This window comes from Streptomyces sp. NPDC087300, from assembly GCF_044744425.1.
Lineage (GTDB): Bacteria > Actinomycetota > Actinomycetes > Streptomycetales > Streptomycetaceae > Streptomyces.
Genome location: NZ_JBIUYI010000006.1, coordinates 112,919 through 132,149, shown reverse-complemented (window position 1 = coordinate 132,149; position 19,231 = coordinate 112,919). Strand labels below are relative to the sequence as shown.

Below are 19,231 nucleotides of genomic sequence, written 5' to 3'. Positions count from 1 at the left end.
GTCTGCTCAGATCATGCCGGACCGTTGCCATCCTCGCGTTCCCCACCCGAGACTTCGGCAAGCCTCCGATGCTCCGCGGCCTTCTTCTCGTAGATGGCGGCCATCCGGAGGTGGTAGTCCGGCTTGTCCTGTTCGTAGATGTCGGGGATGCCGTCGAGGTCGTCGTCGCGCTCCTCGTCCTCCCACAGCTTGCGGTACTTGGCGTTCCGGACCTTCAGGAGGATGCCGGAGAACACGGCCGCGACGAGCGAGCCGATCAGGACGGCGGCCTTGATCTCGTCGGTGAGCAGCGGGTCCTCGGTGAAGGCGAGTTCGCCGATCAGCAGCGAGACGGTGAAGCCGATGCCGGCGAGCGAGGCGACGGCGAACACGTCCGGCCAGGCCAGGTCCTCGTTCAGCTCGGCCTTGGTGAAGCGCGCGGCGAGCCAGGTGCCGCCGAAGATGCCGACCGCCTTGCCGACGACGAGACCGAGCACCACACCGAGCGTCTCCGGCCGCGTGAACACATCGCCGATCGCGCCGCCCGAGACCATCACGCCCGCGCTGAACAGGGCGAACAGCGGTACGGCGAGGCCCGCGGAGAGGGGACGTACGAGGTGTTCGATGTGCTCGCCGGGGGAGTGCTCCTCGCTCTCGTCCTCCTTGTGGCAGCGCAGCATCAGGCCCATGGCGACGCCCGCGATGGTGGCGTGGACGCCGCTGTTGTACATCAGGCCCCAGATGACGAGCGCCAGCGGAACGTAGATGTACCAGCCGCGGACCCGCTTCCTGAGCAGCAGCCAGAAGACCGCAAGGCCGAGGACGGCGCCGCCGAGCGCGGCGAAGTTGAGGTCGCTGGTGAAGAAGACCGCGATGATCAGGATCGCGAAGAGGTCGTCGACGACGGCGAGGGTGAGCAGGAAGGCGCGCAGCGCGGACGGCAGCGAGGTGCCGATGACCGCGAGGACGGCGAGCGCGAAGGCGATGTCGGTCGCGGTCGGCACGGCCCAGCCGTCCGTCGAGCCGCCGCCGACGGTGTTGACCAGGACGTAGACGAGCGCGGGCACGGCCATGCCGCAGAGCGCCGCGACAACGGGGAGCGCGGCGGCCTTGGGGTCGCGCAGGTCGCCCGCGACCAGTTCGCGCTTGAGCTCGATGCCCGCGACGAAGAAGAAGACGGCGAGCAGGCCGTCGGCGGCCCAGTGCTGGATGGAGAGGTCGAGTCCGAGCGAGCCGGGTCCCAGATGGAAGCTCCGTACGGATTCGTACGAGCCGCCGGCTGTGTTGGCCCAGATCAGGGCGGTGACGGCGGCGATGAGCAGCAGGACGCCGCCGACGGTCTCGGTGCGCAGCGCGTTGGCGACGAAGGTCCGCTCAGGCAGGGAGAGGCGTCCGAGCACCTTGCGGTTGTTGCTGGGGGTGGGAGTGGGCGCGGCCACGTGAGTCGACCTCCGGTCGGGTAGGCAGGACAAAGCTCATGCCGACCAGACTTCCCGGCGCACCCAGATCTTTCTTGTCGCGTTGTTGACGCGATCCTTAGCGTACCTAACGTGCGACCGGACGTATCCAGTGATCTTCACCTTAAGCACAAAAAGGGCACCCGGCGCGCTTGGCGCCGGGTGCCCTTTCGTCGCTCGGGGAGGCTCGAAGGGCCTCGGGGGGCCTCGGAGAGCCGGGGGATCAGTCCTCGCTGGACGCCGCGGGCAGCTTCGTCTGGATCAGATCCATCACGGAGGAGTCCGTGAGCGTGGTGACGTCACCGAGCTCGCGGTTCTCCGCGACGTCCCGCAGCAGGCGCCGCATGATCTTCCCGGACCGGGTCTTCGGCAGCTCGGCCACCGGCAGGACCCGCTTCGGCTTGGCGATGGGGCCGAGCGTGGCGCCCACGTGGTTGCGCAGCTCCGCGACGAGCCCCTCGTCCTCGGCGTTCGCCGTGCCCCGCAGGATCACGAAGGCGACGATCGCCTGTCCGGTGGTCTCGTCCGCCGCGCCCACGACCGCCGCCTCGGCGACCGCCGGGTGCGAGACGAGCGCCGACTCGACCTCGGTGGTGGAGATGTTGTGCCCGGAGACGAGCATCACGTCGTCCACCCGGCCGAGTAGCCAGATGTCGCCGTCGTCGTCCTTCTTGGCACCGTCGCCGGCGAAGTACTTGCCCTCGAAACGCGACCAGTACGTGTCGATGAACCGCTGGTCGTCGCCCCAGATGGTGCGCAGCATCGACGGCCACGGCTCGGTCAGGACCAGGTAGCCGCCGCCACCGTCCGGCACCGCGTTCCCGTCGTCGTCGACGACGGTGGCGCTGATGCCCGGCAGGGCGCGCTGGGCGCTGCCCGGCTTGGTCTCGGTGACGCCCGGCAGCGGCGAGATCATCATCGCGCCGGTCTCGGTCTGCCACCAGGTGTCCACGATGGGGCACTTGTCCCCGCCGATGTTCTTCCGGTACCACATCCAGGCCTCGGGGTTGATCGGCTCACCGACAGAACCGAGCACCCGCAGGCTGCTGAGGTCGAACTTGGCGGGGATGTCGTCGCCCCACTTCATGAACGTGCGGATCGCGGTGGGTGCCGTGTAGAGGATCGTCACCCCGTACTTCTGGACGATCTCCCAGAAGCGGCCCTGGTGGGGGGTGTCGGGGGTGCCCTCGTACATCACCTGCGTCGCGCCGTTGGCCAGCGGGCCGTACGTGATGTACGAGTGCCCGGTGACCCAGCCGATGTCGGCCGTGCACCAGTAGACGTCGGTCTCCGGCTTGAGGTCGAAGACGGCGTGGTGGGTGTAGGCCGCCTGCGTCAGGTAGCCGCCGGAGGTGTGCAGGATGCCCTTCGGCTTCCCCGTGGTGCCCGAGGTGTAGAGGACGAAGAGCGGGTGCTCCGCGTCGAACGCCTCGGGGGTGTGCTCGGTGGACTGCCGCTGGGTGATCTCGTGCCACCACACGTCGCGGCCCTCGGTCCACGCCACGTCCTGCTTCGTGCGCTGGACGACGAGGACCTTCTCGACGCCGGCGACCCGGGTCACGGCCTCGTCCACGGCGGGCTTGAGCGCGGACGGCTTGCCCCGGCGGTAACCGCCGTCGGAGGTGATGACGACCTTGGCGTCGGCGTCCTCGATGCGCTTGGCGATGGCGTCGGCGGAGAAGCCGCCGAAGACCACCGAGTGGGCGGCGCCGATGCGGGCGCAGGCCAGCATCGCGACGACCGCCTCGGGGATCATCGGCAGGTAGACGGCGACCCGGTCGCCCTTCTGGACGCCCAGCTCGGTCAGGGCGTTGGCCGCCCGGCTGACCTCGTCCTTCAGCTCCGCGTAGGTGATGGCCCTGCTGTCGCCGGGCTCACCCTCGAAGTGGATCGCGACGCGCTCGCCGTGGCCCGCCTCGACGTGGCGGTCGACGCAGTTGTACGCGACGTTGAGCTTCCCGTCGGCGAACCACTTGGCGAACGGCGGGTTCGACCAGTCGAGCGTCTCGGTCGGCTCCGTGGCCCAGGTCAGCCGGCGGGCCTGCTCGGCCCAGAAGCCGAGCCGGTCAGCCTTGGCCTGCTCGTACGCCTCCGCCGTGACGTTGGCGGCGGCTGCCAACTCCGCCGGCGGCGCGAAGCGACGCTCCTCCTTCAAGAGGTTGGCCAGGCTTTCGTTGCTCACGACATCTCCCTTGCGCTGCTTTGCCGGGGGGCGCCCGTTGTGTCCGAAGCCACAGCTCATCAGACACAACTCGCGGTGACAAGGGCCTGCCGAAAATTGGTTTAGACCTTTACCCGAAGGGTGTCCGCTAGACCCTGATCCGTGCCGTGGGCGCCACCTGATCGAAGACCTCGTCCGGCAGTTGCTCCGCGTCGGTGCCCTCCGTCAGCAGATAGGCCTGCGCCTCTCCGACGTGGAAGTACATACCGTGCAGCTCAAGATCACCTTCGGCAAGTCGGCGCGCCACCGACTCGTGCGCCCTCAAGTGCTCCAGTTGCTGCACCACGTTGGTCAGACAGAGCTGCTCGACCGCGTCGGCGGGCGCGCGCCCGGAGAGTCGCGCCCATGCCCTCTCCTGCGCGCCCATCCGCTCCAGGCTCGGCAGACCGTGCCGCAGCCACCGCTTCAGCGGCGTCTGGGCGCCGCCGGGCGGGGTGTTGAGCAGCGCCTGCATCGCACCACACCCGGAGTGTCCGCACACGGTGATGGACCGCACCTTGAGCACGTCCACCGCGTACTCGATCGCGGCCCCCACCGAGTCGTCCCCGCTCTCGGCACCCGGCAGCGGCACCAGATTGCCCACATTGCGTACGACGAAGAGGTCGCCGGGACCGCTCGACGTGATCATCGAGGTGACCACCCGGGAGTCCGCGCAGGTCAGGAAGAGCTGCGCGGGCTGCTGCCCCTCCCGCGCGAGCCTGGCGAGCTCGCCGCGCACATGGGGCGCCGTGTTCCGCTGGAACGCGCTGATCCCCGTGGCCAGTTGATGCCCGCTGGGCCGGCCCGTGTGCCGCTCCTCCTCCTGCGGGCGGTCGCAGTGGTGGTTGCGCCAGGGCGTCCAGGGGCGGCAGCAGGAGTGCGAGGTGCTCGCGGGCTCGGCGATCCTCGTCCCCGCGCGCCCGGTGATCTCGACGCTCCCGCCGTGCGCGATGTGCGCGTCCTGCCAGCACTGGAGCGATTCGTACGCGGCGTGGTCCATGAACGAGCCGTCCAGCTCCACGATGGCGTCGGCCTCCTGCGGCACCAGGTGCAGCGTCCTGCTCAGCCGGGGCACCGCGAGGAACGTCAACTGTCCGCGCACGCGCACATGGTGGACTCCCTCCTGCTCTTCGTGCGTGATCCGGGTACGGGCGAGGCGGTGCATGGCGACGGTCACGGCGACGGCGACGCCGAGACCCACGCCTTCGAGGACCCCGAGGAGGACCACGCCGAGGGTGGTGACGGCGTACACGAGGATCTCGCGGTGACGGGTGATCGTGCGGATGTGGTTCAGGCTGACCATCTGGATGCCGACGGCCATGACGAGGGCGGCGAGGGCCGCGAGCGGGATCAGCTCGAGGACGGGGACCAGGAGCAGCGCGGCCACTACTACCCAAACGCCGTGCAGCATCGTGGAGTTCCTGCTGACGGCGCCCGCGCGCACATTGGCCACGCTGCGCACGGCGACCCCGGCGACGGGCAGTCCGCCGAGCGCGCCGGAGACGATGTTGGCGGTGCCCTGGCCGAGCAGCTCGCGGTTGAGGTCGGAGCGGCGCACGCCCGCGTTCAGCTCGGGGCGCTTGGAGAGCAGCTTGTCGACGGCGACGGCGCCGAGCAGCGACTGCACGCTGCACACGAGGGTGATGGTGAGGACGGCCGCGACGAGCCCGAGCGCGGGCCCTTCGGGCAGCCCCGCGAGCGCGTGACTGCGCCACGAGGGCAGGTCGACCTTGTCGACGGGGAGGTGCGCGAACGAGGCGACGACGGTGGCGACGGCCACCGAGACGAGGGCGGCGGGCACGACGCGGGCGGCCCGGCCCACGCGCCCGGGAATCCGCGGCCAGAGCAGCAGGATCGCCAGCGTGAGGACGCTGATGGAGAGCGCCGCCGGATGCAGGTCGGCGAGTTGGGCGGGCAGCGCGCGGAGGTTGTCGAGCACGGCGCTCTGCGGGGTGCCGCCGAGCACGATGTGCAGCTGGGCGACGGCGATGGCGACTCCGATGCCTGCCAGCATGCCGTGCACCACGGCGGGGCTGACGGCGAGCGCGGTGCGGGCCACCCGCAGGCAGCCGAGGGCGAGTTGGGCGAGCCCGGCGAGCACGGTGATGGCGCAGGTGGTCCGCCATCCGTACCGGTGGATGAGGTCGGCGGTGACCACGGTGAGTCCGGCGGCGGGGCCGCTGACCTGGAGGGCGGAGCCGCCGAGCCGTCCCGCGACCAGACCGCCGACGGCGGCGGCGACGAGGCCCGCCTGGAGCGGGGCGCCGGTGGCCAGGGCGATGCCCAGGGAGAGCGGCAGGGCGATCAGGAAGACGGCGATCGACGCGGAGAGGTCGGCGCCCGCGATGCGGAACTTCTTGCGGGGCGGCGGGGCGTGCGGATTGTTGTCGCTCGGCGTGTGGGCCGAGTCGGTGGTGCGAGTGGGGACGCAGGCAGACATGTTTCCCGTCTCCTCCGGGGCAGCGCGGTCGCGGAACAAGGGGTCCTCCGGAGGTTTCCGGAGGGCGGGTCGCGGCCGTGGGTCACGGCGTGCAGCGGCGGGATATCTCAACGCTCGGTAAACGAACCGTAATGCAGAGTAAAGGTCGTGGATGGATTTTAAGGGCAAATAGGGTAATCAATCACCTCAACGAGTGAATAAAAACTTTCGTCGGCTTGTCGGAACGTGTCATTTCGGACTCCGTGCGAGTTTGCAGGCGATCTGTCCCGACTTGCACGGAAAGAAGGTGGGCGGAACATGGCCGCCACCCGGAGGATCGCCGCGAGCCTCACCGCCCTCGTGGCCTGCATCGCGGCACTGGCCGGCTGTGCCGGCCGCGACACCGGTGCCGAGGAAGGCGCTCACGGCGCGAAGAAGGCCCCGGGCGCCCCGGCGCCCAAGGCCCCGGTCCGCATGATCGGTGACGGCTCCACGGCGTTCACCGGCCAGCAGCCGCACCTGCCGAGACCCGAGCGCCTCAAGCCGGGCCAGAAACCACCTCAGTTCGTGGTCTTCTCCTGGGACGGCGCGGGTGAGGACAGCCAGAAGCTGTTCTCCCACTTCCGCAAGGTCGCCCAGCGGAACAACGCCACGATGACCTACTTCCTCAGCGGCGTGTACATGCTTCCCGAGGCGAAGCGGAAGCTCTACAAGCCGCCGCAGCACCTGGCGGGCAGCTCGGACATCGGCTTCAACGACCGCAAGGGAATCAAGGACACCGTGGACCAGCTCCGCGGCGCCTGGCTCGAGGGCAACGAGGTCGGCACCCACTTCAACGGCCACTTCTGCGGCGCGGGACGCGGCGTCGGCGAGTGGTCCGTCGAGGACTGGAAGAGCGAGATCAACCAGGCCAAGTCCTTTGTGAAGGGCTGGAAGACGAACACGGGCATGAAGAAGGCGCAGCCGCTTCCCTTTGACTACGACAAGGAACTGGTCGGCGCCCGCACCCCCTGCCTCGAAGGCCAGAAGAACTTCATGCGCGCCGCCCGGGAGCTGGGCTTCCGCTACGACACCAGCGGGGTCAACAACCAGCTGTGGCCCAAGAAGAAGGAAGGGCTCTGGGACCTGTCGATGCAGCTCGTCCCGGTCCCTGGGCGGCAGTTCGAGACGCTCACCATGGACTACAACTTCATGGTCAACCAGTCCGGTTCGACCTCCCACGGTGATCCCGCCAAGCACGAGTACTGGGGTGACCAGATGCGCGACGGCCTCCTCCAGGGCTTCGACCGCGCCTACAAGGGCAACCGTGCGCCGCTGATCATCGGCAACCACTTCGAGTCCTGGAACGGCGGCACGTACATGCGCGCCGTCGAGGAGACCATCGAGTCGGTCTGCACCAAGCCCGAGGTGCGCTGCGTCTCCTTCCGCCAGCTCTCGGACTGGCTGGACGCGCAGGACCCGAAGACCCTGGAGAAGCTGACGAAGCTCCCGGTCGGCAAGGCCCCGAAGGAGGGCTGGCCCGCCTTCCTTTCGGCCCGACCCGCACCGGCCCCGAAGGGCGTCCCGGGCGCCCCGGCGGTCAAGCCGTAGCACCCGGCGACACCGTCGAGCGGCGGCTCACGCCGAAGCGGTGATCCGCTCGCGCAGGACGAACGCGGGGTCGACCTGGTCCGCCAGGTCGGCCCCCGTCCGCTCGTTGCCCCAGCTCTGCGCGTTCTTCAGGTGGAAGTGGACCATCTGGCGGGTGTAGCGCTCCCAGTCCCTGCGCTCGTACGAGGCGTCCACGGCGGCCTGAAGCGCTTGCAGGGAGCGGTGGTTGTCCTCCTCCAGGAGCTCGAAGCGGGGCGGGCGGCCCTTCTCCATGGCGCGCACCCAGTCCGAGTGCCCGACGGTCACCAGGAGGTCGTCGCCCACCTGTTCGCGCAGGAAGTCCAGGTCGTCCTCGCCCTGCACCTTGTTGCCCACGACCTTGAGGTCGACGCCGAAGTCGCGTGCGTACTCCTTGTACTGGCGATAGACGGAGACCCCCTTCTTGGTCGGCTCGGCCACCAGGAACGTCATGTCGAAGCGCGTGAACATGCCGGAGGCGAAGGAGTCCGAGCCGGCGGTCATGTCCACGACCGCGTACTCGTCGCGGCCGTCCACCAGGTGGTTCAGGCACAGCTCCACCGCTCCGGTCTTGGAGTGGTAGCAGGCGACACCGAGGTCGGCTTCGGTGAAGGGCCCGGTGACCATCAAACGCACGGTGCCACCGTCGAGTTCCACCGGTCGTGCGCACGCGTCGTAGACGGGGTTGTCCTCGCGCACCCGGAGCAGCCGCGAGCCCTCTCCCGGGGGCGTCGTCTTGATCATCGTGTCGGCGGAGGCGATCCGGGGGTTGGAACCCCGCAGGTAGTCCTTGATGAGCGGCAGGCGCGCGCCCATGGCAGGCAGCTCGGCGGCCGCCGCGTCGTCGAGGCCGAGCGCGGGGCCCAGGTGCTGGTTGATGTCGGCGTCGACCGCGATGACCGGCGCACCGGTGGCGGCGAGGTGTCGGATGAAGAGCGAGGACAGCGTGGTCTTGCCGCTGCCGCCCTTCCCTACGAAAGCGATTTTCATGACCACAAAGCGTAGCCGCTCGACTACGTGCCGTACTCGGTCCGCGTGAAGAAGACCACTCCATCGTGGAGCGGCGCCCCGGAGTACGTAGGGTCGTACTCATGAGTACGACAGCTGATCCGGGAGACCCGCTCGCGACCCTCGCCGGGCTGCCCGGCGTGGCCGACTCCGTGGACTCCGTGCGCAAGGCCGTGGACCGGGTCTACGGACACCGGATCATGCGGCGCCGCAGCAACGAGCTCACCTCCGAGGCGGCGCTGCGCGGAGCCCGCGGCTCCGCGGCGCTCTCCGGCGCGGAGTGGGCCCTGGAGGAGGTCCGCAGGCGCACTGACTTCAGCGTCGAGGGCGAGGCCAGGACCGTCGGCGCGGCCCTGCGTCTGACCGCCGAGTCGGGCCAACTCCTGTCCATCTGGCGGCAGTCGCCGCTGCGCGTCCTCGCGCGCCTGCACCTGGTCGCGGCGGCCGACGCCGACGAGGCGGCGGGTCGGCCGCGCCTCGCGGGCGAGCTCGTCGACGAGCCGCTGGTCGAGCTGGCGCTGCCGGACGCGGACGAGGTGGCGGGCCGCCTCGAGGGCCTCTCGCAGCTGGTCATCGCGGGCAGCTCGGCGCCGGCCCTGGTGATGGCGGCCGTGGTCCACGGCGAGTTGCTCAGCCTGCGGCCCTTCGGTTCGCACAACGGCCTGGTCGCGCGGGCCGCCGAGCGCATCGTCCTGGTGGGCAGCGGCCTCGACCCGAAGTCGATCTGCCCGGCGGAGGCCGGGCACGCGGAGCAGGGCCGGGCGGCCTACGTGGCGGCGCTCGACGGCTACGCGTCCGGCACTCCGGAGGGCATGGCGGCCTGGATCGCGCACTGCGGCAAGGCGGTTGAGCTGGGCGTCAGGGAATCGACGGCGGTCTGCGAGGCGCTCCAGCGCGGCGCGGCGTAGGTACACGCGCGCGTGCGGTCGGCCGCGCGGCGGCCTCAGGGTCCGGAAAAGGGTTGCGGCGGTACGGAAATCCGTACCGCCGCTGGCATGTCCACCGGGTTACCAAGCGTCCTCGAAGTGTTGCCCATCAGGTCGGGAACGTAGCCCGTCACCTGGTGCGGCTGGCCCGTAATCGACGGGTCGACGTCGCGTGGGTGCTCGGTGTTCATGCTTCGGTCCGTGGGGCCTTGGTTGCGTTTAAAGGTAATCCTCTCGGATGTCCTTGGTCTCGCGGGCCGTTGACTCCTTTGTACTCCTGTCCTGGAGGAAGCGGAAGTCCTGGCTGCACTTCTTTACTTTTAGGTTCAAACAGGTGCGAAACGGACGGGCGGTTTCGGCCTGATCAGCCGGCGGTCGCGCGGCGGCGCGTCGCGAACCACACGAGGCCCGCCGTGGCCGCCGCCGCACCGACCGCGGCCGCCGCCACCAGGGCGGGGCGCGGCGGCGCGGGCAGGCGCTGCTTCAGGCGTACGGGCCGGTGGAAGTCGAGGATCGGCCACGCGCGCGTGAGGGCCTCCTTGCGCAGCGCCCGGTCCGGATTGACCGCGAAGGGGTGCCCGACGGACTGGAGCATCGGCAGGTCGGTCGCCGAGTCGCTGTAGGCGAAGCACCGGTCGAGGTCGTACCCCTCGGACCGGGCGAGCTCCTTGATCGCTTCGGCCTTCGTCGGGCCGTACGCGTAGTACTCCACCTCGCCGGTGAAGCAGCCGTCGTCGCCGACCACCATGCGGGTCGCGACCACCCGGTCCGCACCGAGGAGTTCACCGATCGGCTCGACGACCTCGGCGCCCGACGTGGAGACGATGACGACGTCGCGGCCCGCGGTGTGGTGCTCCTCGATGAGGGACGCGGCCTCGTCGTAGATGATCGGGTCGATCAGGTCGTGCAGGGTCTCCGCGACGATCTCCTTGACCTGTTGCACGTTCCATCCGCGGCACAGCGCGGACAGGTACTCGCGCATCCGCTCCATCTGGTCGTGGTCGGCTCCGCCTGCCAGGAAGACGAACTGCGCGTACGCGGTGCGCAGTACCGCTCTGCGGTTGATCAGGCCGCCTTGGTAGAACGACTTGCTGAAGGTGAGCGTGCTCGACTTCGCAATGACCGTCTTGTCCAGGTCAAAGAACGCGGCAGTGCGAGGCAAGGAGTGGTTTTCCACGAGCTCGAGCATAGGCGCCCACCATTCGGCGTAAGCTGAGGCGCGTGGGTTTGCCTGAGAAGGCTCTCGGGTACACCATGGAAGTCACGGATCGTTCGCGACCGTGCTAACCCGGTCTGGCTCCTCCCCCCCCCGAGTCGGACCGTGGGGACGACCCCCGCTCTCCCCCCCGGCGGGGGTCGTCGCATGTCCGGATGGGTTTTTGACCCTCCGATGATCCCTCAATCGGCCTACCGGCCAAGCTGATCGCCCTCGCGGCGCTCTCGTGCTCTGCCCTAGATCCGTCACTGTACGTAGTCGAGAGGCTGCGCTGCGGAAGTCGCCGGGATGTCACTGGTATGGGTGACGGGGATATTCACAGCCATCGCCTTGTCCACAGTTATTGACCAAGATCCACACGATTTTCCGGACCGCTGCACGCTGATTCCACCCGTTCCACTCGCGAAGTTCATGGCCGGATTGCTTTGTCCGGTTCTTCGCGGATGCGGGACGCGGCATTCACAGGGGCTTGCGGTCAGAGGGGGATGAGGATCATGGGTGGAGTCATTTCACAGGACAGGGCGGCGTCGTCCGACGGGCGGCAGAGCGGACCGCTGATCGTCACGGAGGACGTGGAGCTCCTCGACGACCTGCTGCGGCTGTGCGCCGCCGCGGGGGCCAGGCCCGAGGTGCACCACGGCGGGCCCAAGGGCAGAGAAGGCTGGGACTCGGCGCCGCTCGTGCTCGTCGGGGACGACGCGGCGGACCGGGTGCGCGGGGCGCCGCGCCGCCGCGGGGTCGTGCTCGTCGGGCGGGACCAGGACGACCCGGGGGTCTGGCAGCGGGCCGTGGAGATCGGCGCCGACCATGTGCTGCTCCTGCCCGACGGCGAGCAGTGGCTCGTGGACCGCATCGCCGATGTGGCCGAAGGCGTCGGCAGGCCCGCGCTCACCATCGGGGTCATCGGCGGGCGCGGCGGGGCCGGGGCATCCACCCTGGCGTGCGCCCTCGCGGTCACCGCGGCGCGAGCCGGGCACCGCACGATGCTCGTGGACGCCGACCCGCTGGGCGGTGGGCTCGACGTCCTGCTGGGCGGCGAGACCGCCGAAGGGCTGCGGTGGCCCGCCTTCGCCGCCTCGCGGGGCAGGGTCGGCGGCGGCGCCCTTGAGGAGTCCCTGCCGGAGCTGCACGCGCTGCGGGTACTGAGCTGGGTTGTTTCTGCTTAGCTGCAGTGTCGCTTTGAGAGTGAACCCGATGGTCAGCGGTTGTTTGTGGGTACGCGGAATGAGTGTCCCGCCGGGTAGCGTCCAGCGGCATGAAACAAGTGTTCTACGCGTCTTCGGGTTGGGAAACCTGGGGGTTGGAGTTCAAGCCGGTCATCCCCGAGGGCATGTCGTTGATCTTCGACGAGGACCTGCTATTCGAGGATGACCAAGGGCTGCGGCCCTCGGCTGTCGTGAACCGCTGGGCCTGCGAGTTGCCGACCAGCAAGGTCCCGTCGGACAACTCGTGGCCGTCGTACGTCCGGGCCGTACGCGAATGGATGGAGTTCGGCGACGAATACGGAGTGGTCCTGTTCGAGGGCCGAGACCGGCTCAAGGCCCTTCTGAGCGCCTACTCGGTCCACCGCGCGCGAGGCCCCATTGAGGCCCGGTTCAGAGCATCGACGTGGAACCAGCACATGGCCATTCTTGGCAAGTTCTACCTCTGGGCGATCCGCAACGGCTACACCACCGATCTGCCGTTCACCTACGAGCACGCCACTGGTCTCTTCGAGGGCCAGCAGAAGGAGATGAAGGTCAACCAGTCCCGTCGTCGGCAGGCGAAGGGGCACGTGACGATCAAGTACCTGGAGGACGACTTCGCCGATCTCTTCCTCAAGGGACTGGCCCGGCTGGAGCCCGACGGTTCGGAGGAGCGCGGGTACCGGGGGAGGGAGATGGCCCGCAATGCCGCGGTGGGACGGTTCGTGTTCGCCTCAGGGCCCCGCAAGCAGGAGTTCACCTACCTCCTGGCCTGCGAAGTCCCGGCCCTGCCGAAAAGACGAACTGAGATACCGACACCTGTTCCGCTGCCGTGGGCCATCACCAAGGGCGGCAAGTACCGCACCACGTGGGTCGATTACGGCACGTTGGCCGAGCTCCACAACTACCTGGCCTTCGAGCGGGCGACCGCGGTGGCGGGCTCGACCTGGATGCCGCCGGCACGCTGGGGAGAGCCGCTGATCGTCACCGATTCCGACGTCCGGGGCGGTCGGGTCAACGGCGTCCGGATGCAGTGGGAGGACCTGGGCCCCGGCGAACGCCGCCGACTTGTGGCCCCTGGCGGCGGGTCGATGCTCCTGTCGGTCTGCGGCCCTGGTCGGCCGTTCACCGCGTGGAACACGGTCTTCGAGCGGGCCTCGGACCGGATCCGGGAACGCTACGAACCGCGCTTTCCTCATGTTCATCCACACCGAGGGCGCCACACCTTCGCGATGCAGACGATGGCGAAGCTCGTGTCGGGCTACTACGCACGCCTGGCCCAGAAGGTCCAGCCCGGTGACACCGATGCCGCCCTGGCTCTCTACCTCACCAGCCATGAACCGCTGCTGATTCTGCGCGATTTGCTCGGTCACTCCAGTGCCCTGACCACGGAAAAGTACCTGAACCGCCTGGACACGACTCGGATCTTCGCCGACCTGCATGCGCCAGAGGACCGCTCGGCGGTGCGCTCACGGCAGGCGGAACGTGAGGCAGAGGCAGAGTTCGACGACGAAGGTGACATCTGATGCCGGCGACCGTGATCGAGGAACCGCCGGGCATCACCGCAATCTTCAGCGACGGGACCGACTGCACCCGCTGGGTGAACAGCACGGTTCACGGCGAGAAGGTCTCCACCCGCAATCCGGTGCTGGCCCGCGAACTGCTGCACGGCCTCGCCGACCTCGTGCACCCGCACGGCGATGTCGACCAAGAGAACACGCTGGCCGGTTACCTGACAGGGATCAGAGCCTTCACCAACGGTCTGGCCGAGCTGGGCTTCACCGGCGGTGCGTCGGAGCTGACCCGCGGCCGGCTGGCCGCACATTGGATGAGCGGGAAACACCGCCCGGTGCAGGAAGGCCGGGCACGGGCGATGCTCCGACGCCTGGATGATCTCCACGGGCTGCTGGCTCCTGACGTCCGTGAGCTGGTCGACGGCCGCCGCTTCGTCTCCGACCGCCGTCGCGAACGGAAGTCCCTGCAGCCCTACAGCGAGGCCGAGTGGTCGCGTCTGACGGAGGTCTGCAGGTCTGCGGTCAAGGAGTCGTACGCGGGACACCGGCTCGCGGTGAAGACAGCGGAGTCGGGGCAGGACCCCCGCCGGGGCGGGTGGACGGACGAGAACCTGCTCTGGATCTACGCCCGGCTGGGACCGGTCGAGGCGGCCCCGTTCGCCACCTGGTCCTCCGACCACCCCTCGGGCCTGCCGAAGGCGAGGTTTCGGTGGCGTCCCAGGTGGGAGGCGGCCAAGCTGTTCCCCACGGTCAACACCATGCTCGGCTACCGGCTGCTGTTCGGGGTCTACACCGGCATCGTGCCCGACGGCCTGGACGACCTCGGTCTGGGCGACGTCGACTGGGCCGGCGACCAGACCGTCCTACTGAACTACGTCAAGGGCCGTACGGCCGAGGAGAGCCGGACACTGACGTCGCGTGCGACCCGTTTGCTGCAGCAGTGGACCGACCACACGTCACTTTCCCGCCGCTTCGCTCCGCCGCAGGTGCGCGACGCACTCTGGGTCCGCTACATCCCAGCCGCCAGAGGCCCCTGGATCACTGGCCCCGCAGCGGACGAGACGGTCCGCCAGTGGGTGGCCGACCAGGGTCTGAAGGGAGACAACGGTGAGCCGCTGGCCTTGAACATGCACCGCATCCGCACCACCTACGACTCCCTGCGAGACCGCCGTGCGTGGTCGGGCAGCCGACGCGTGACCATGGATCCCAACCGCAGTCCCCAGGTTGAAGGGGATCACTACCTGCGGGCGGACACCCCGACGCAGCGGGCCCTGGTCGACGAGATCATCGCCGAAGCCCAGAACGACATGCTCCGCAAGGCCCAGGCCCCGGTGGTCCTGTCCGGTGAGGACGTCGCCGAGCTGGTCCGCGACTACCCCCAGAAGGTCGCCTCACTCGGCCTGGACGATGCGGCCCTGGCCGAACTGGTCGGCGGTTCACGGGATGTGTTCACCGCCGCCTGCGGCGACCAGCTGTCGGGCCTGCACGGCCCGAAGGGCAAGCCTTGCCCGGCCCGCCCGTGGGTCTGCCTTCTGTGTCCGCTGGCCCTGTTCACCCCGCGCCACCTGCCCAACCTGCTCCGTCTGCGGTCGTTCTTCGCCCGCCAGTGGGACCAGATGCCCCAGGCGGAGTTCATGGGCGTTTTCGGCCGCTACGACCAACGCCTGAACGAGATCCTCACCCCGGACGCCCACTTCACCTCCAAGGCCCTGCTCGCCGCAGCGACGCAGGTCACCGAGAGCGATGCCGAACTGCCGCTGCGGCCGGAAGAAGGAACCCGATGACGACGGTGACCACGACACCGACATCCACTGACACCGGTCAGATCAACAGCCCGCTGACCGGGCTCGATGTCTGCGAGGCAGCCGGGCTGCGGGTGAGACCGGGCGGGACACGGCCGAGGGTGGGACAGCCGGTCTGGGCCTTCACTGATGTTGAGGACCTGCCGGTCAGCCTCAAGCCGAGTGAACGCAAAATGGACTTCTCCACGATCAGAGACCCGCGCTGGCGGGTCGTGGCGGAGGAGTTCGTCTTCGCGCGGCTGGCCCCGCAGCACGAAGCCGTACGCGAACTGCCGCAGGCCTTCCGCTACCCCATCGCGATCAAGACCTGCCACGGCCGCTTCAAGGCTCTGGCCGAGTGGTTCAACTGGCTCACCGAGCGCGGAGTCACCTCCCTGGGCGACGTCACCCAGATGCACTGCCAGGCCTACTACCTGCACCGAAGCGACATCCGGGACCGCAAGGGGAAGATCCTTCGGCCCGCCAGCCCCGAAACCCGGCTGGCCGCAGTCCAGGCCATGCAGGAACCCGCCCTCTACAGTGCCCTGTTCAGCGCTGACCGGTTCGCTGACGGTTTCGTTCCCTGGCCGGGCCGAAGTCCGTTCGAGATAGCCGGCTGCACATCGGGCGGACCAAACGTGACCGATCCGATGCGGCAGGAAGCACTGCAACCGTGGCTGGCCGCCGCCCTCTACATCGTCGAAACGCTCGGACCGCACGTTCTTGAACTGGTCAAAGCGGTCCGCAACGAGGAGACCTCCGTCCGTCGGACCGGCGTCACAACGTGGCAGACCCGGCTCAGCACAGTGATCCACGCCCATATCGCCAGTGGCATCCCCCTGACGGCACTTGACCCCGCCGAGGTCCCCCGACGCCTGGCCGAGGGATGGACCGAAGACGATCCACTGCTGCATGTGAGCCTGCAGGCTCTGTCGCACGAGGCAGGCGAGACCTCCTTTCCCTACCGCTGGATCCCCACCCTGCGCCCGCTGTTGGAGCGAGCGGTCACCGCCGTTGGCGTCGGCCCCCGCTGGGGACGCAGCGCCGCCGCCGTGACCCGCGCCGACGGCGGCGACGAAGTGCCATGGACCCAAGGGCTCACCAGCCTTGCGGATGTGAAATTCCTGGTGCAGCGCGTACGCACAGCCTGCATCCTCGTGACCGCCCTGCTAACCGGAATGCGGGCAAGTGAACTGATGGAGATCCCGACGGATGCCTGCCTGCCGCCAACGGACCTGGGGTCTGGTCGGATGCGCTACCGGCTCAAAACAAAGCTGATCAAGGGACAGGAGCTCGGCGGTGTCTGGGACGAATGGGTCACGGTCGTCAACGCTCACCGCGCGGTCGAGCTCGCTGTCGCGCTCAAGGACCCCCAGGACGCGTCCTCACTCACCTTCGGCCGATTCAAGCTCACCGGACGGTGCGCGAGGCTGCGGGCCTGGGTCAACGGCCCAGAGGGGCAGCGGCTGGGACTGGCCCCGATCCCCGACGACCCGATCAACCTGCGGATCACCCGCCGTACCCTGGCCATGGAACTTGCCCACCGTCCTGGTGGGTTGCTGGCCGCGAAGATCCACCTCAAGCATGTGTCTGTGGTGACCACCGAGGGTTACGCGGCACGACCCGGCGGCGCACAAGCCGAGTTCCTGGCCGACGTCTCTGCCGAAGAGCAGCTCCGCAACCAGGACTTGACGCTGGTGGCCTTCCGCGACTCTCAGAAGGGAATCATGCCGACCGGCTCTGGAGCACGAGACCTGATCGAATTCTTCGCCTCCGTCGACGAGGAACTGCAGCGGATGGAGGCATCCGCGCCGGGGATCAAGCCTGGGGACCAGGAAGTCATTAATCTGCTGTCCAAACGGGCGAAGACGCTGCACTTGGGCATCGCCAACTACTGCTGGTTCATCGATCCGTCCAAGGCCCTGTGCTTGATCCTCGCCGGGACACCAGGGGCGGACAAGCCGCTGGCCGGCATGTGTGACTCCGTCCGCTGCCCGCAGGCCACCCACCATCTGAGCCACCGTCCGGTCTGGGCCAGCAGCGCGGAGAACAAGAAGGTCTTCATCGGCAACATCCGGCGCGGTCAGCAGACGGAGAAGGCCCGTCTGCAAGCCGACTTGGACCGCGACCTGCGAGTTCTGGCCGAGATCGACGCGGCAAGCGGAACGGTGGCCTGACATGGGACGGATCAGCGAAGAGACCCGGAGCCAGAAAGAAGAAGCGATCCGGGCCGCGACGGAACGGTTGCTCCGAGGCGAACTGCCGCCCGGCGGCAAGTGCGACCTCAGCACCCTGGCGGCCGAGGCGGGAGTGACCCGCACCGCGTTCTACCCGAAGAAGAATCGCGACGGAACTGTTCGCCACGGCCCATACCAGCATCTTGCTGAGGAGTTCGAGCGGCGCCTGAAGTTGCTTCAGGATGCTGGGACCGTCGTCGATCCCAGAGCCGCGCAGATTCGTCGGCTCAAGGACAAGAACGCCAAACTCGAAGAACGCCTGAAGGACCAGAACACCGAGATCGATGAACTCAAGGAGTTCCAACAACTGGCGCTGTCCCGGATCGCTGCCCAACACCTCGAGATCGAACGCCTGCGTGCCGAGAAGGTAGTTGGCGGCAAGATCGCTGCCCTGCCTCCGAGAAGGTCGCCGGTGACTGGAACGATTGGTTCCTGCAGCTGACCGCTATCCAAGGGCGCGGCCTTTCCTTGGCAGGAGCCGTCGGCGGTTCGGTCTAGGAACACGCGGTTCCGGCAGTCCTTGAGCTTGGGGATGATCAGGTCGAGCGGCTGCTTTGTCTACAACGCCTTGACAATCTATCTAGCGGCTCGGCTGCCTCCTTTTCTCCATATCCTCAATTGTCCTCGATCTGTGCACGCAGAACTTCTTCCTCCTCCTCACGTCTGCGATCTCGGAAAGTGTCCGAGGCGAGATTCATCCACAGGTCCTCATGGGTGCTGCCGTCGGCGTACGTAAAGGTCGCGGCCGGCCCCATGGGGATGTCTTCGTAGAGGTGGGCGAAGTAGCCGAGGAGGTAGCCGTCGAGGGCGAAGCCACAGACGCTGCACAGGAAGTGCCGGGTGACGATCACAACCTCGGGTTCTTCGGCGGTGAAGTCGGTGTCGAGATCACCGCCGACCCAGCCTTGGTTGGAACATGCGGGGCAATCGCGCATCGCTGCCGCCTGCCCTGCGACCATGCTGTGTATTTGCGCGCTGGCTATGGCCCTGCGTCGCTCCTCGGTGTCGCTTGCACCGAACCGCGTCACGTATGTCTTGTTGGCGCGGATCTTCAACGCCTCGATCCGGATGAGGTCCGCGCGGCGCTTCTCCTCGAGGATCTTGTCGTGGAGAGGCTGGAACTCTCCCCAATACTCAGCAGCGTCCTCCTCGAGCGCGACGAGAACGGCATCGACAACCTTGATCCCATTGCTGAGAAGGTCCTCAATCTTGGCGGTGTCGTGTACTCCGATGTGAGCGACGCCGTTGCGGGCATCAGCGATCACGCGGAACTGAGCCTCTGTCACTGTCAGCTCACTCTTGTCGAGGATCTTGCTGACCCGCGAGAAGGCTTCGACGGCACCGATGGTTTTGATCAGGGACAGTTCCTTCTTGGCAAGGTCACCCCGGTCAGCTGCGTGCAGCAGACTTGGGAGGTCGCGTCCGTCGGCGACGAGCGAGGGGTGGATGGAGCATAGGTGCGCCTTGAGGGCATGCTCAATGGCAACACCTGCGTGAAGGACAACCACGTCAGCTTGTTGTTCGGCGGCACCGAGGTCTGCGAGGGCCAAGTGCATGAGGCGCCGGCTGGAGGCCAGGAGGTCGCTCTTGTTCACGTCTTCTTCCATGGTTGTGATTTGACTACGCAGGGAAACCCGGCCTGGCCACGCGATCCTTGGCTGTAGAGGTTTCTTCTGCCCTCTGAAACTACATTCTCTGGTTC

At 68.1% G+C, this 19,231-nt stretch carries 13 protein-coding genes and 1 pseudogene; 7 read left to right on the top strand and 7 right to left on the bottom strand.

The genetic code is table 11. The features are described 5' to 3' along the window. Nucleotides 1-11: 11 nt before the first annotated feature. The 3 genes from nhaA to ACIO9J_RS25495 all read right to left on the bottom strand — a co-directional run bounded on the left by nhaA (nucleotide 12) and on the right by ACIO9J_RS25495 (nucleotide 6,076). On the bottom strand, nucleotides 12-1,418 hold the full coding sequence (gene nhaA / locus ACIO9J_RS25505) for a Na+/H+ antiporter NhaA (protein ID WP_402003956.1): 1,407 nt from the start codon (nucleotides 1,416-1,418) through the stop codon (nucleotides 12-14). A gap of 241 nt (nucleotides 1,419-1,659) precedes the next feature. Further along, nucleotides 1,660-3,618 (bottom strand): acetate--CoA ligase, encoded by a 1,959-nt coding sequence (gene acs / locus ACIO9J_RS25500; protein ID WP_402003953.1) that lies wholly within the window; start codon nucleotides 3,616-3,618, stop codon nucleotides 1,660-1,662. A gap of 127 nt (nucleotides 3,619-3,745) precedes the next feature. After that, nucleotides 3,746-6,076 carry a bifunctional SulP family inorganic anion transporter/carbonic anhydrase gene (locus ACIO9J_RS25495; protein ID WP_402003950.1) on the bottom strand — a complete coding sequence of 777 codons (2,331 nt, stop codon included), beginning with the start codon at nucleotides 6,074-6,076 and terminating at the stop codon, nucleotides 3,746-3,748. 297 nt (nucleotides 6,077-6,373) lie between these two features. On the opposite strand from ACIO9J_RS25495, the gene ACIO9J_RS25490 reads away from it, so the two are divergent. Continuing rightward, nucleotides 6,374-7,645 carry a hypothetical protein gene (locus ACIO9J_RS25490; protein WP_402003948.1) on the top strand — a complete coding sequence of 424 codons (1,272 nt, stop codon included), beginning with the start codon at nucleotides 6,374-6,376 and terminating at the stop codon, nucleotides 7,643-7,645. A 27-nt stretch (nucleotides 7,646-7,672) separates the two neighbouring features. On the opposite strand, the gene ACIO9J_RS25485 is transcribed toward ACIO9J_RS25490, so the two are convergent. Continuing rightward, nucleotides 7,673-8,653, bottom strand: a complete 981-nt coding sequence (locus ACIO9J_RS25485) for an ATP-binding protein (protein ID WP_402003945.1) — start codon at nucleotides 8,651-8,653, stop codon at nucleotides 7,673-7,675. 101 nt (nucleotides 8,654-8,754) lie between these two features. Here ACIO9J_RS25485 and ACIO9J_RS25480 point away from each other — a divergent pair, with 101 nt between their 5' ends. Further along, complete coding sequence (locus ACIO9J_RS25480; protein WP_402003942.1) at nucleotides 8,755-9,579, top strand: oxidoreductase; 825 nt, start codon at nucleotides 8,755-8,757, stop codon at nucleotides 9,577-9,579. A gap of 35 nt (nucleotides 9,580-9,614) precedes the next feature. Here the strand turns inward: ACIO9J_RS25480 and ACIO9J_RS25475 are convergent, their stop codons facing one another. Continuing rightward, nucleotides 9,615-9,788 carry a hypothetical protein gene (locus ACIO9J_RS25475; RefSeq protein ID WP_402003939.1) on the bottom strand — a complete coding sequence of 58 codons (174 nt, stop codon included), beginning with the start codon at nucleotides 9,786-9,788 and terminating at the stop codon, nucleotides 9,615-9,617. A 173-nt stretch (nucleotides 9,789-9,961) separates the two neighbouring features. After that, nucleotides 9,962-10,786 carry an HAD family hydrolase gene (locus ACIO9J_RS25470; protein WP_402003936.1) on the bottom strand — a complete coding sequence of 275 codons (825 nt, stop codon included), beginning with the start codon at nucleotides 10,784-10,786 and terminating at the stop codon, nucleotides 9,962-9,964. A 521-nt stretch (nucleotides 10,787-11,307) separates the two neighbouring features. Here ACIO9J_RS25470 and ssd point away from each other — a divergent pair. The 5 genes and pseudogenes from ssd to ACIO9J_RS25445 all read left to right on the top strand — a co-directional run. After that, nucleotides 11,308-11,964, top strand: a pseudogene (ssd, locus tag ACIO9J_RS25465) (septum site-determining protein Ssd); the annotation flags it as partial. Nucleotides 11,965-12,068: 104 nt separating this feature from the next. Then, nucleotides 12,069-13,523 carry a site-specific integrase gene (locus tag ACIO9J_RS25460; RefSeq protein ID WP_402003934.1) on the top strand — a complete coding sequence of 485 codons (1,455 nt, stop codon included), beginning with the start codon at nucleotides 12,069-12,071 and terminating at the stop codon, nucleotides 13,521-13,523. After that, nucleotides 13,523-15,295 (top strand): hypothetical protein, encoded by a 1,773-nt coding sequence (locus ACIO9J_RS25455; RefSeq protein WP_402003931.1) that lies wholly within the window; start codon nucleotides 13,523-13,525, stop codon nucleotides 15,293-15,295. Before ACIO9J_RS25460 ends, ACIO9J_RS25455 begins: the two co-directional genes overlap by 1 nt. Continuing rightward, on the top strand, nucleotides 15,292-17,469 hold the full coding sequence (locus ACIO9J_RS25450) for a site-specific integrase (RefSeq protein WP_402003929.1): 2,178 nt from the start codon (nucleotides 15,292-15,294) through the stop codon (nucleotides 17,467-17,469). The genes ACIO9J_RS25455 and ACIO9J_RS25450 overlap by 4 nt, the downstream gene beginning before the upstream one ends. A gap of 1 nt (nucleotide 17,470) precedes the next feature. Further along, nucleotides 17,471-17,971: a hypothetical protein gene (locus tag ACIO9J_RS25445; RefSeq protein WP_402003926.1), complete on the top strand. Its 501-nt coding sequence runs from the start codon at nucleotides 17,471-17,473 to the stop codon at nucleotides 17,969-17,971. A 172-nt stretch (nucleotides 17,972-18,143) separates the two neighbouring features. On the opposite strand, the gene ACIO9J_RS25440 is transcribed toward ACIO9J_RS25445, so the two are convergent. Further along, on the bottom strand, nucleotides 18,144-19,136 hold the full coding sequence (locus tag ACIO9J_RS25440; protein ID WP_402003923.1) for a hypothetical protein: 993 nt from the start codon (nucleotides 19,134-19,136) through the stop codon (nucleotides 18,144-18,146). Nucleotides 19,137-19,231 lie beyond the last annotated feature (95 nt).

Bases quoted from the DNA above. Each gene is read 5' to 3' on its own strand.
- ACIO9J_RS25445 (WP_402003926.1), top strand. From the start codon at position 17,471: ATGGGACGGATCAGCGAAGAGACCCGGAGCCAGAAAGAAGAAGCGATC.
- ACIO9J_RS25470 (WP_402003936.1), bottom strand. From the start codon at position 10,786: ATGCTCGAGCTCGTGGAAAACCACTCCTTGCCTCGCACTGCCGCGTTC.
- ACIO9J_RS25490 (WP_402003948.1), top strand. From the start codon at position 6,374: ATGGCCGCCACCCGGAGGATCGCCGCGAGCCTCACCGCCCTCGTGGCC.
- ACIO9J_RS25475 (WP_402003939.1), bottom strand. From the start codon at position 9,788: ATGAACACCGAGCACCCACGCGACGTCGACCCGTCGATTACGGGCCAG.
- ACIO9J_RS25480 (WP_402003942.1), top strand. From the start codon at position 8,755: ATGAGTACGACAGCTGATCCGGGAGACCCGCTCGCGACCCTCGCCGGG.
- ACIO9J_RS25440 (WP_402003923.1), bottom strand. From the start codon at position 19,136: ATGGAAGAAGACGTGAACAAGAGCGACCTCCTGGCCTCCAGCCGGCGC.
- ACIO9J_RS25495 (WP_402003950.1), bottom strand. From the start codon at position 6,076: ATGTCTGCCTGCGTCCCCACTCGCACCACCGACTCGGCCCACACGCCG.
- ACIO9J_RS25485 (WP_402003945.1), bottom strand. From the start codon at position 8,653: ATGAAAATCGCTTTCGTAGGGAAGGGCGGCAGCGGCAAGACCACGCTG.
- ACIO9J_RS25460 (WP_402003934.1), top strand. From the start codon at position 12,069: ATGAAACAAGTGTTCTACGCGTCTTCGGGTTGGGAAACCTGGGGGTTG.
- ACIO9J_RS25455 (WP_402003931.1), top strand. From the start codon at position 13,523: ATGCCGGCGACCGTGATCGAGGAACCGCCGGGCATCACCGCAATCTTC.
- ACIO9J_RS25450 (WP_402003929.1), top strand. From the start codon at position 15,292: ATGACGACGGTGACCACGACACCGACATCCACTGACACCGGTCAGATC.